An 11327-nucleotide genomic window follows, 5' to 3' on the forward strand; every position below is an offset into this window, starting at 1 on the left:
GGGCCGTGGCGCCGGGACGCGTCCGCCCGCGTCGGCCGTCTGCTCGGTGCGCACGCCGCGCGGGGTGCCGGCACCCTGGGCGCCCGCGCCGCGCGTGCCGTTGCCACGCGTGCTGCCGCCGCGCGCGCCGGTGCCACGCGGCGAGCCGCCGCCCCGCGAGCCGCCCTCGGCGCGCCGCCGGCCGCCCGCCCCCGACGTGCTCTCGTCCCACTGGCCTGACATGCGCGTACCTCTCAGCGGCGGAAGCAGCAATCCTGTACGTGTCCCGGGGGCACGGCCCGGGTCCGCCGGGAGCACCGCACAGGAGCACCGCACCGGGAGACGCGGAGCTTCAGCGGAGCATACAAACTCTTTCTGTGACGGTCAGCATCCGGGTGCCGCCGGAACGGCCCGCGACCCGGTCCACACCCACCCCGCCCGTTCCCCCCTGCTCACCGAGCCGGGTAGAGCCGCTCCAGGACGGCCGCGACGCCGTCCTCGTCGTTGCTGACGGTGACCTCGTCGGCGACCGCCAGCAGTTCCGCGTGCGCGTTGGCCATGGCGACGCCGTGCGCGGCCCAGCCGAACATCGGCACGTCGTTGGGCATGTCACCGAAGGCGATGGTGTCGGCGGCCTTCACGCCCAGCCGGCGGGCGGCGACGGCCAGCCCGGTGGCCTTGGAGAGGCCGAGCGGCAGCAGTTCGACGATGCCGGCGCCCGCCATGACGACGCCGACCAGGTCGCCGGCCACCCGGCGGGCGACCTCGGCGAGGCCGTCGTCGGTCAGACCGCGGTGCTGGATGTACAGCTTGCTGAGCGGGGAGGCGAACAGCTCGTCCTTGGCGACCCGCGTCACCGGCAGGTCGGAGCCGATCAGCAGCTCGTAGCCGGGGCCGGCCAGCACCTCGCCGTCCAGGCCGTCCTGGTTGGCGGCGACGGCCAGCGGGCCGGCCTCCGCCTCGATCTTGGCGATCGCCAGCGCGGCCAGCCGGCGGTCCAGGGTGAGCGAGGTGAGCAGCTTGTGCGCGCCCGCGTCGTAGACCTGCGCGCCCTGGCCGCAGACCGCTATCCCCTGGTAGCCGATCTCGTCGAAGACCGGCCGGGCCCAGGCGGCGGAGCGGCCGGTGACGATGATGTGCAGCGCCCCGGCACCGGTGGCCGTGGCGAGCGCGGCCCGGGTGCGCTCGGAGACGGTCTCCTCGCTGGTGAGCAGCGTGCCGTCGAGGTCGGTGGCGACCAGCCGGAAGGGCAGGCCGCCACCGTCGACGGGGGAGACGGGGCTGGGGCTGATGCTGCTCATGGGCCGAACGTCTCCCGGGAGTTGCTTTCGGGCGGTGGTGCAGGTGGGGCAGTCGGCTACTTGACCGGCGGGAGGACGGAGCGCCCGCCGAGGTACGGCCGCAGCGCCTCCGGCACGACGACCGAGCCGTCGGCCTGCTGGTGGTTCTCCAGGATCGCGACGATGGTGCGCGGGACGGCGACCAGGGTGCCGTTCAGCGTGGCCAGCGGGCGGACCTTGCCCTCCTCGCGCATCCGGATGGAGAGCCGGCGGGACTGGTACTCGGTGGTGTTGGAGGTCGAGGTGACCTCGCGGTACTTGCCCTGGGTCGGGATCCACGCCTCGATGTCGAACTTGCGCGCGGCCGAGGAGCCGAGGTCGCCGGAGGCGACGTCGATCACCCGGTAGGGCAGCTCCAGGGCGTTGAGGAAGTCCTTCTCCCACTGGAGCAGGCGGCGGTGCTCGTTCTCGGCGTCCTCGGGCGAGGTGAAGACGAACATCTCCACCTTCTCGAACTGGTGGACGCGGATGATGCCGCGGGTGTCCTTGCCGTAGGTGCCGGCCTCGCGGCGGAAGCAGGACGAGTAGCCGGCGTACCGCAGCGGCAGCTTCTCGGCGTCGATGATCTCGTCCATGTGGTACGCCGCGAGCGGGACCTCGCTGGTGCCGACGAGGTAGCGCTCCTCCTCGGGGAGGAAGTACACGTTCTCGGCGGCCTGGCCGAGGAAGCCGGTGCCGTCCATGGCGGCCGGGCGGACCAGGGCCGGGGTGATCATCGGGGTGAAGCCGGCCGCGGTGGCCTGGGCGATCGCCATGTTGACCAGGGCGAGCTCCAGCAGCGCGCCGACACCGGTCAGGTAGTAGGACCGTGCGCCGGCGACCTTGGCGCCGCGCTCGGTGTCGATCGCGCCGAGGATCTGCCCCAGCTCGACGTGGTCGCGGGGCTCGAACCCCTCGGCGGCGAAGTCGCGCGGGGTGCCGATCTCCTCCAGCGTGACGAAGTCCTCCTCGCCGCCGACCGGGGCGGCCGGGTCGATGAGGTTCGCCAGCGAGCGGAGCAGGCGCTCGGCCTCGTCCTTGGCCGCGCTCTGCTCGGCGTCGGCGGCCTTGACCTCGGCGGCCAGTTCCTTGGTGCGCTGGAGCAGGGCGGTCTTCTCCTCGCCCTGGGCCTTGGCGACCTGCTTGCCGAGCGTCTTCTGCTCGTTGCGCAGTTCGTCGAAGCGACTGCCCGAGGACCGGCGCCGCTCGTCGGCGGAGAGGAGGGCGTCGACCAGGTCGACGTCCTCGCCACGGACGCGCTGCGAGGCGCGCACTCGGTCAGGGTCCTCACGAAGCAGGCGAAGGTCAATCACGGGCCCAAGCCTACCGGGCGGGGGCCCCTCCACCGGTACGGGTTTTCCCCTGGGGATAACTCCCCGGAGCCTGTGGATAACCCCTGTGAGGAACGGCTCGCTGTGAGGTTATCCACAGGAGGGTCCGGTGGGCTGTGGACGGCCGGGCCTCCCCGGTGGACGATGTGCCCGACTAAGGAATTGAGGTTTCAAACCTCACTTGACCTTCTTGGGTGAGGAAATTGAAGCACTCGGACGGGTGATTTACTGGCACACGGGTGACTCTGGTCCGATTGGTCATCTCTGCGACGCTAACCGATGATCCGACCGATACGCGTAGTGGCTATACCGGTTTGTCGACTCGTCCCCAGGCCTGTGGATAACTCGGGGCTGTGGACAGTGGACGGTCCTGTGGACAGCCGGTTCCGGCGGCGCGGGCCCCTGTGGACGACGGGCGGACGCCCGGTGCGGTCACCCGTACCGCCGTCCGGGCGGGGTCGAAAACGGTCGGAAAAGGTCAGGAGGACAAAAGCCGGCGATCAGATGTCGCCAGGCCCTCAAATGTCGCCGCGGCCGTCGAGGCACCGGGAGAGCCAGTCGGCCGCCTCGGTGAAATCGGTGTCCGAGGTCCCCGGCCGCTGGTGCCCGGAGGCCTGCTGGTCGGCCCGCGGATAGGAGCCGAGGAAGCGGACCTGCGGGCAGGTCCGCTTGAGGCCCATCAGCGCCTCGCTCACCCGGCGGTCGGTGAGGTGCCCCTCGCAGTCGATGAGGAAGCAGTAGTTGCCGAGCCCCTCCCCGGTGGGCCGGGACTCGATCCGCATCAGGTTGACCCCGCGCACCGCGAACTCCTGGAGCAGCTCCAGCAGCGCGCCCGGGTGGTCGTCCGGCAGCCAGACCACCATCGAGGTCTTGTCCGCGCCGGTCGGCGAGGAGACCCTCCCGGGCCGGCCGACCAGGACGAACCGGGTGGTCGCGTTGGCCGCGTCGGCGATGTCCTTGACCAGCGGGTCCAGGCCGTAGATCGGCGCCGCGAACTCGCCCGCGAACGCGCCGTCGAACCGCCCCTCGGAGACCAGCCGGGCGCCGTCTGCGTTGGAGGCCGAGGACTCCCACCGCGCCTCCGGCAGGTTGGCCGCCAGCCAGCGGCGCACCTGCGGCTGGGCCACCGGGTGGCTGGTGACGGTCTTGATGTCGGCCAGCTCCGTCCCGGGCCGGACCAGCAGCGCGAAGGAGATCGGCAGCAGCACCTCGCGGTAGATCATCAGCGCGGCGCCCGAGGCAAGTTCGTCGTTGGTCGCGGTGACGGCGCCCTCGACGGAGTTCTCGATCGGCACGAACCCGCCCGAGGCCTCGCCGCCGCGCACCGCGTCCAGCACCAGCGGCACCGAGGCCAGCGGGACCAGCTCCCGGGTCGCCGCCTCGGGCAGGGTGCGCAGCGCCGCCTCGGTGAAGGTGCCCGCCGGGCCGAGGTAGGTGTAGCGGGTCGCCGACATGCCGCGCCTCCATGCGAAAGGGATACCGAGCAAGTCACCTTAACCATTTCGCCGGTTGCCCACGGGGGAGTTCCGGCCCGTGGGCAACCGGCGGCCGGGCGGGGCGCCCCGGCCGTGCGGTGGGCGCCCCGCCCGGGCTAGCCGAGCAGCGTCTGCCCCACGTAGCCGCCCTGCGGGGCGCCGGGCGGGACGGCGTACAGGCCGCTCGCCTCGTGCCGCAGGAAGCGGGAGAGGCCGTCGCCCCGGGAGAGCTTGCGCTGCACCGGGGTGAAGCCCCTGCGCGGGTCGGCCTGGAAGGCGAGGAAGAGCAGTCCTGCGTCCGGCGAGCCGTCGGCCAGCAGGCCGTCGTGGTACGAGAACCCGCGCCGCAGCATCGCCGCCCCGCCGTTGGCGGCCGGCGCGGCGACCCGGACGTGCGCGTCGGCCGGGATGGCCAGCGAGCCGTCCGGGCCCTGCGCGGCCAGGTCGGCCGGGGTGAACTCGCTGCTGCCGGGGGCCGCCGAGAGCGGGGCGCCGTCCGACTTCCGCCGCCCGATCACCCGTTCCTGGCGGTCCAGCGGCAGCGCCTCCCAGTTGTCCAGCAGCATCCGGATCCGCCGGAACACCAGGTACGAGCCGCCCGCGAGCCAGGCCGGCTGGTCGCCCCCGGCGGCGCAGAACACCTTGGCGGCGAAGTCGTCCTCGGCCGGCTTGGGGTTGTTGGTGCCGTCGATCTGGCCCATCAGGTTGCGCCCGGTGATCTGCCGCGTGGCGGCGCCGGGGGTGCGGGCGAAGCCGGCCGACTGCCAGCGCAGCGCCGCCGTGCCGGCGGCCTGCCGCTGGAGCACCCGCAGGGCGTGCACGGCGACCAGCGCGTCGTCGGCGCAGATCTGGACGAACAGGTCGCCGTCGCCGCGGGCCGGGTCGAGGGCGTCCGCCGGGAAGGAGGGGAGCGGTTCCAGCGCGGCCGGGCGCTGGTCGGCGAGCCCGGCCTTGTCGAACAGGGTGGCGCCGAAGCCGAAGGTGAGGGTGAGCGAGCAGGGGCCGGCGTCCAGCGCGACCTGGTTCTCGAACTCGTCGGCCGGCTCGCCGACGGCCAGCCGGGCGGCCGTCCGGGACCAGCGCTGGAGCAGTGCGCGCAGGCCGTCCCGGCCGGTCCCGCCGGCCAGGTCGAAGGCGGCCAGCTGGACCCGGGCCTGCTGCGGTTCGACGATGCCGGCCTGGTGTTCCCCGTGGAACGGCAGCCGGCCCGCGCCGAGGGCGGGCCCGGCCGGGGCGGGCCCGCCCGCCGGGGACCGGTCCAGGGCGGCCGCACCGGCCACGCCGGCGCCCGCTCCGACCACCAGCCCGGCCCCGGCGGTGCCCAGCAGGGCCCGCCGGGTGACGCCGCGGCCGGGCCTGCCGCCGGCGGGCCCGGCGGCCGTGGCGCTCTCCGTGCTCCGCGTGTTCTCGGTGCTCTCGGTGCTGTCCATCGCGGTCACCCGATCTTCAGCGGCTTGATCTCGGTGGTCTGGTCGATGTCCGAGGAGCGGACCTGCACCGACACCACCCAGTTGCCGGCCAGCGGCAGCTGCGCGGTGCCGCTCCAGCGGCCGGTGCCCTCGGCGGCCAGGGTGACCGGCAGCGGGCCGAGGTCGCGGTCCGGCAGGGTGAAGGCGAGCTGCACCTCGGGGACCTCGACCGGCTGCCCGTCCGCGCCGTCCAGCTTGAGGTGCACCTCGTTGGGCCCGGTCCGGGCCGGGTTGAGGGTGACGGTGGCGGTGCCCTTGGCGTTCGGCGTCCGGCCCTTGGTGTCGTACGGGAGCTTCAGCTCCAGGGTCTGGCCGGGCACGGTCTGCGGGGCGGGCACGCCCGGGGCGGCCGGGCCGGCACCGGCGGCGGGTGCCCCGGCCGCGACCTCGCCGGCCACCCGGCCGGGCGGCGAGTTGGTGAGCATCGTGGTGACCACCAGCACGGCCACCGCGACCAGCGCCTCGACCAGCACCGAGCGGCGCAGCCCGGCCCGGGTCGGGGTGAGCCCGCGGTCGCGTCCGGCGCTCTCCCGGGCGGCCTGCTGGCGGGCCAGCTGGGCCTGCCGGACCGGGTCGTCGGAGTGCGCCGCCACGGTGACCGGCTCCGGCGCCTCGGCCGGTGCGACCGCCACCGCCTCCTGCGGGTCGGCCCGCAGCCGGGCCAGCCAGGACCGGGAGATCCAGGCGACGCCGAGCATCGCGACCACGCAGCCGGTCTTCACCAGCAGCAGCCGCCCGTACTCGGTGCCGGTCAGCGCGCCCCAGCTGCCCAGGCCACGCCAGGACTGGTAGATCCCGGTGACGGTCAGCACCGCGACCGCGCCGAAGGCGACCTTGGAGAAGCGGTCGGCGACGTCCGCGCCGATCCCGTGCCGCAGGCCGACCAGCATGGCGGCCAGGCCTCCGAGCCAGAGCGCCATCGCGATCAGGTGCAGCATGCCGAACGGCAGCGCCAGCCAGACCTGGATGCCCACCGAGGCGTGGTCGGCGCCGACCCAGGTCGCCGAGAGGGCGACCGCCAGCACCAGTCCGGCGACCCCGAGGCCCAGCCGGGCCTCGCGCTGCGGCCGCTCGGCGGCGCGCTGCTCCAGCTCGCGCAGCTCCGACTCCTCGGCGTCCTCCTCCGGTCCCCCGGCCGTGGGGCCGGCCGTGGGGCCGGCCGCAGGGCCGGCCGTCCGCGGCGGCTGCCCGAGCTGGCCCACCAGCAGCGACAGGAAGACCCCGCTCGCGGCGAGCAGCAGCAGCCGCGCGGCCAGCGCGGTGCCGATCCGCTCGTCCAGCGTGGCGCGCACCAGTGACAGGTCGAAGGCCTGCCCGAGGCCGGAGCCGCGCTCGTAGGGGCCGCGCAGCATCAGCACCGCGACGGTGGAGACCAGCAGCGCCACCCAGCCGGACATCAGCAGCCGCTGCACCGCGCGCTGCACCGCTCCGGCGGGCCAGCAGATCAGCACGAACGCGGCCGCGCCGGCCAGCAGCGCGAACGCCCCGTACGCGACGGTCCGGCCGGCGCCGTAGAGGGCGGCGACCGTGCTGTCGGCCTCGGCGCCGCTCAGTGCGGTGGCGGAGACGGAGGTGTCGGAGGGCGCTCCGACGGAGAAGGTGAAGGCGCCGCCGATCGGGTGCGAGTCCTCGGAGACGGCCCGCCAGGCCACCGTGTAGGTGCCGCCCGCCAGTCCGCTGTTGAGCCCGACCCGTGCGGTGTTGTCCCGGCCGTCGGCGTGCGCCGGGTTGCCGGTGTCGACCGCCCGTCCGGCCGGGTCGAGCACCCGCACCGAGTCGCCGGAGAGCGACACCGCCTCGCTGAAGGTCAGCGTGACGGTCTGCGGCGCGGCGGCGACGACCGAGTTCTGTGCCGGGTCGGTGGACTGCAGGGTGGCGTGCGCGGAGGCCGGTCCTGCGCCGGCGAGCATCAGCGCGAGGACGGCGCCGAGGACGCCGAACAGCGCGGCGATCCGGCGGCGGGCGGTCCGGTCTCCGGCGGTCCGCGGCGGCGGGGTGCCCGGCGGCAGGGTCTGCGGAAAGGCGGCCTTCGGCATCTCGCGGGTCCCTTACTGCTGGCCGGGGCGGTAGGTGAGCTCCTTGACCGGCACCTTGACCGAGATGGTCCCGGTCCTGGCGAAGGTCAGGTCGAGTTCGAGCTCGTCACCGAGGGCGGGGGTCTTCTGCCACCCCATGATCATGAGGTGGGTGCCGCCGCGGGCGAGCTGCAACGCGCCGTGCGCGGGGACGTCCAGGCGTTCGACCTGCTCCATGGTGGAGGCGGTGGAGCGGTGCATGGTGACCGACTGGGCGGCCGGGCTGGAGACCTTCACCAGCTGGTCCTGCCCGCCGTCGTTGCGCACGGTCAGGTAGCCGGCCGCCATCCCGCCCGCCGGGGGCAGCGGGATGTAGGAGTCGGCGACGCTCAGCCTGGCCGGTCCGTCGGCGGCGGCGCCGTCCTGGCCGCCCGCCCCGCAGGCGACCAGGATGGCGCCGCCGCCCAGTGCCGTCGCCAGCACCGCGCCCGCGAGCGCGGTCCGCCGGAAGCCGGGGACGCCGGTGCCCCTCACGCCGAGACCCCCTTGGCGAGCAGCGGAAGGTCGTGCTCGTAGGTCTTCTCCTCGGTGCCGCTGAGGTAGAGGACGTGCGCCTTGTCGTCCGAGGGCAGGAAGGCCAGCACCTGCGCGCCGTGGGTGGAGGTGACCGTGCCGTCGCCGTTGACCACCGGGTCCTCGATCATGATGCCGAGCGACTTGGCGGCGGTCTTCACCTTGGCGAGGTCCCCGGTGAGGCCCGTGAAGTCGCTGCCCATCGAGTCCAGCCAGGTGCGCAGCACCTGCGGGGTGTCGCGCTGCGGGTCGGTGGAGACGAAGACGACGTTGACCTTCTGCCGCTCCTCGGCGGAGAGCTTCTTCATCGCCACGCCGATGTCGCCCATGGTGGTCGGGCAGACGTCCGGGCAGCTGGTGTAGCCGAAGAAGAGCAGGGTGGCCTTGCCGTTGGTCTTCTGCCGGAGGTCGTACGGCTGGCCGGTGGTGTCGGTCAGCTGGAGGTCGGGCTTCTCGAAGTTCTTGCCCAGCACGGTGCCCTCGTAGGGCGAGTCGGCCTTCTGCCGGGTGACCTTGGCGGGGCTGGTGCCGCCGCCGTCGGAGCCGCAGGCGGTGAGGGTGAGGGCGGCGGCGAGCGCGACGGCGGCGGCGCCGGCCAGGCGGGCGGTACGGGGGGTGCGGGGCATGGGAGGTCCGATCGTGCGGGGTGGAGCACCGGCGGGGCCGCTCCGGGCAGAAGTGCGGCGCGGGGCGGCCCCGCCGGTGTGAGGGGTCAGGAGGCCGAGCCGCCGCTCTTGCGGCGCAGGCCGAGGACGCCGAACGCGGCGCCGATCACGCCGACCACGATGCCGACCACGCCGAGCACCCGGGCGGTGGAGTCGGTGGCCTTGTCCGAGCCGGCGGCCTCGTCCTTGGCGCCGTCGTCGTGGGTGTGGCCGTCGGCGGCCGGGGCGGCGGAGGCGGTGGCGCCGTGGCCGTCGGCGGAGGTGGCCTTGGTCAGGGCGAGCACGGGCGCGGGCTTGGCCGGCTCCGGCTGGCCGTCCTTGGCCTCGTCGATCCAGCGGACGACGTCGCCGTTGTCGTAGCTCTGCAGCGCCTTGAAGATCAGCTTGTCGGTGTCGGTCGGCAGCGGGCCGAGCGAGACGCGGAACTCCTGGAACTGGCCGGGGGCGATCTTGGTGCCCGCCTCGGCGGTCCAGGTGATCTTGGAGACGGCCTCGTTGACGTCGTTGCCGTGCACCTTGATCGGCTTGTCGAGCTTGGACTTCTCGACGGTCGCGGTCCAGCCCGGCATCGGGAGGGTCCGGACGGAGGCCAGCGGGTGGTCCAGCGGGAGGCTGAGCTCCAGCTTCACCGTGGAGGCGGTGTCGTTCTCGTTCGGCACCCGGATGTCGACGGCGGTGTAGCCGCCCTGCGGGGCGCTGCCCGGGTTCACGGTGACGTGCGCGAAGGCCGGGCCGGCCAGGGCCACGACGGAGGCGGCGGCGGTGAGGGCGACGGCGGCGATGCGACGGGCGGGAAGGGAACGCATGATTTCGGGGTCTCCGTTCGGAGGCTCGGCGGCAGGCCCGGCGGGCACGGCGGTCCGTGCACGGACGGGGCCGCGCGGCGTGGGGACGAGTGGGGGAGGCCGCTGACCACGCGCGTGCGGGTGCGGCCGGCTGCGGCGTACACCCGGGACCGGTGCGTGTGGGAGCACCGGGGACGGCGGGTCAGTACGCGAGCGCCCCGAACGGAGGACCGCGCCGCACCACGCTGTGCCGCAGTGCGGCACCGGCCGGCAGCGGGTGCTCCCCGCCGCGTGCGCCGAACCGGCGGGCCGGGCCGCCGGGCGTGCCGAGCAGGCCGCGCAGCAGGACGGCGGCCAGCGCGAACGCCGTCCGCAGCGGCGCAGCCCAGCGGTCCCGGGCGGCGGTGGCGGTGATCCGGACCACTCGCCAGAGCGCCGCCTCGCCCCGGCGCAGCCACCAGCCGGCCACCAGGGCGGCGGCCAGGTGGCCCGCGAACATCGACGGCGTCATGCCGAGCACGCCGCCCTGCCACCAGGGCGCGACGGCGTACGCCTGCGGGTCCAGGCCCGCGCTGGAGACCAGCTGCTCGGCGGTCGGGTTGCCGGGCAGGCCGGCCAGCGTGCCGGGCCGGGCCTCGTTGCAGATCAGCCGGCCGGCCACCTGCGGCAGGGTCAGCGGCCCGGAGCCGCCGGCGCCGTGGTGCATGCCGGCCATCGCACCGGCCGCCGCGGTGGCGTGACCGCCGAGGGCGTGGAAGAGGCAGTGCAGGCCGAGCTGGCCCGCGCCGAGCGCACCGGCGATGGCGCCGAGCGAGCGTTCCCGCCCGCCGAAGGCCACCGCGAGCACCAGGACGGCCGCGAAGCCGGTCGCGAGCGCGGCCGGGGCCACGTTCCCGCCGCCGGCCAGGGCGTGCCCGGCGGCCGCTATCAGCGTGCAGACCAGGGCGAACGGCACCGCCCGCGCAAGCCGCAGGTCCCAGGCGGCGGCCCCCACCGGCGCGTCCGGTGCGGGGGCGCCCGGGTGCGGGGCGGCGGCGAGGGCAGTCATGGCGGGCCCCATCCTCTCATCGCCTACGAGGGCGGCACGGGCAGGGTGGGAAAGTCCCACGAATGCCCCGTTCGGCCCCGGCGTGCGGACCCCGGTGTGCGCCGCTCGGCACAGTCCGCGGCCCCAGTCCATCCGCCGAACGGGCGGTGACGGACCTCAGGCACGGTTCACCGCCGGATCGCCCGGAGATACCTAGTTGTATGTGGAGCCGCAGCCAGGAGGGACCTCCCGTGGACATCTGGTGGACTCTGCACCTCAAGCGCGACCCGGCCAGCGTTCCGCTGGCCCGGCGCATCCTGCTCGGTGCGATGGCGACGGCGGGCGTCGACCCGCAGGTCGCCCACGACCTCGGCGTCGCCCTCAGCGAGGCCTGCGCCAACGCCGTCGAGCACGGCGCCGGCGGCCGGCCGGACGAGGGCTTCCAGGTCTCCGCGTCGATCAGCGGCGACCTGCTGCGGATCGAGGTGACCGATGCCGGGCCCGGCCTCCCGGTCCCCGCGGCTCCCGCCCCCGCCGCCGGACCGCTCCCGCTGCGCCGGCCGGCCGCCCCGCCGGCCCGCCCGGCGGCGGCCGGCCGCGGGCCCCGCCGCACGCGGCGCGGCGGCCGGGCCAGCGTCCCCGGGCCGGTCCTCACCGCCCACCGCCCCCGCCGGGAGGGCCGCCCCTAC

10 protein-coding genes and 1 pseudogene are annotated in these 11327 nt (G+C 75.0%); 1 reads left to right on the forward strand and 10 read right to left on the reverse strand.

Annotated elements, in window-relative coordinates:
* The 10 genes and pseudogenes from J5Y04_RS40785 to J5Y04_RS40830 all read right to left on the reverse strand — a co-directional run.
* Positions 1–222, reverse strand: a pseudogene (locus J5Y04_RS40785) (biotin transporter BioY); the annotation flags it as partial.
* Positions 223–431: 209 nt separating this feature from the next.
* Entirely contained in the window at positions 432–1280 is an 849-nt protein-coding gene (locus tag J5Y04_RS40790) for an HAD family hydrolase (protein WP_209417606.1), read from the reverse strand.
* 56 nt (positions 1281–1336) lie between these two features.
* Positions 1337–2611 carry a serine--tRNA ligase gene (serS, locus tag J5Y04_RS40795; protein WP_209417607.1) on the reverse strand — a complete coding sequence of 425 codons (1275 nt, stop codon included), beginning with the start codon at positions 2609–2611 and terminating at the stop codon, positions 1337–1339.
* Positions 2612–3147: 536 nt separating this feature from the next.
* Positions 3148–4083, reverse strand: a complete 936-nt coding sequence (gene pheA, locus J5Y04_RS40800; RefSeq protein ID WP_209417608.1) for a prephenate dehydratase — start codon at positions 4081–4083, stop codon at positions 3148–3150.
* Between the two features lie 137 nt (positions 4084–4220).
* Positions 4221–5534, reverse strand: a complete 1314-nt coding sequence (gene efeB, locus J5Y04_RS40805) for an iron uptake transporter deferrochelatase/peroxidase subunit (protein WP_209417609.1) — start codon at positions 5532–5534, stop codon at positions 4221–4223.
* A gap of 5 nt (positions 5535–5539) precedes the next feature.
* Entirely contained in the window at positions 5540–7609 is a 2070-nt protein-coding gene (locus J5Y04_RS40810) for a FixH family protein (RefSeq protein ID WP_209417610.1), read from the reverse strand.
* A gap of 12 nt (positions 7610–7621) precedes the next feature.
* Complete coding sequence (locus J5Y04_RS42720; RefSeq protein WP_209417611.1) at positions 7622–8122, reverse strand: copper chaperone PCu(A)C; 501 nt, start codon at positions 8120–8122, stop codon at positions 7622–7624.
* Positions 8119–8787 carry an SCO family protein gene (locus tag J5Y04_RS40820; protein ID WP_209417612.1) on the reverse strand — a complete coding sequence of 223 codons (669 nt, stop codon included), beginning with the start codon at positions 8785–8787 and terminating at the stop codon, positions 8119–8121. The genes J5Y04_RS42720 and J5Y04_RS40820 overlap by 4 nt, the downstream gene beginning before the upstream one ends.
* An 86-nt stretch (positions 8788–8873) precedes the next feature.
* The gene (locus J5Y04_RS40825; RefSeq protein WP_209417613.1) at positions 8874–9632 is read right to left on the reverse strand and encodes a YcnI family protein; all 759 of its coding nucleotides are present in this window, start codon (positions 9630–9632) and stop codon (positions 8874–8876) included.
* Positions 9633–9813: 181 nt separating this feature from the next.
* Positions 9814–10659 (reverse strand): hypothetical protein, encoded by an 846-nt coding sequence (locus J5Y04_RS40830; RefSeq protein ID WP_209417614.1) that lies wholly within the window; start codon positions 10657–10659, stop codon positions 9814–9816.
* A gap of 230 nt (positions 10660–10889) precedes the next feature.
* Between J5Y04_RS40830 and J5Y04_RS40835 the strand changes: the two genes are divergently transcribed.
* A partial coding sequence (locus tag J5Y04_RS40835) for an ATP-binding protein (protein ID WP_209417615.1) occupies positions 10890–11327 on the forward strand: 438 nt, incomplete at its 3' end.

It is taken from the genome of Kitasatospora sp. RG8, assembly GCF_017813315.1.
Lineage (GTDB): Bacteria > Actinomycetota > Actinomycetes > Streptomycetales > Streptomycetaceae > Kitasatospora.

What these genes read in the sequence shown, in the direction of transcription:
- J5Y04_RS40830 (WP_209417614.1), bottom strand. Translation starts at nt 10,659, where the DNA reads ATGACTGCCCTCGCCGCCGCCCCGCACCCGGGCGCCCCCGCACCGGAC.
- J5Y04_RS40790 (WP_209417606.1), bottom strand. Translation starts at nt 1,280, where the DNA reads ATGAGCAGCATCAGCCCCAGCCCCGTCTCCCCCGTCGACGGTGGCGGC.
- J5Y04_RS40820 (WP_209417612.1), bottom strand. Translation starts at nt 8,787, where the DNA reads ATGCCCCGCACCCCCCGTACCGCCCGCCTGGCCGGCGCCGCCGCCGTC.
- efeB (WP_209417609.1), bottom strand. Translation starts at nt 5,534, where the DNA reads ATGGACAGCACCGAGAGCACCGAGAACACGCGGAGCACGGAGAGCGCC.
- J5Y04_RS40810 (WP_209417610.1), bottom strand. Translation starts at nt 7,609, where the DNA reads ATGCCGAAGGCCGCCTTTCCGCAGACCCTGCCGCCGGGCACCCCGCCG.
- pheA (WP_209417608.1), bottom strand. Translation starts at nt 4,083, where the DNA reads ATGTCGGCGACCCGCTACACCTACCTCGGCCCGGCGGGCACCTTCACC.
- J5Y04_RS40825 (WP_209417613.1), bottom strand. Translation starts at nt 9,632, where the DNA reads ATGCGTTCCCTTCCCGCCCGTCGCATCGCCGCCGTCGCCCTCACCGCC.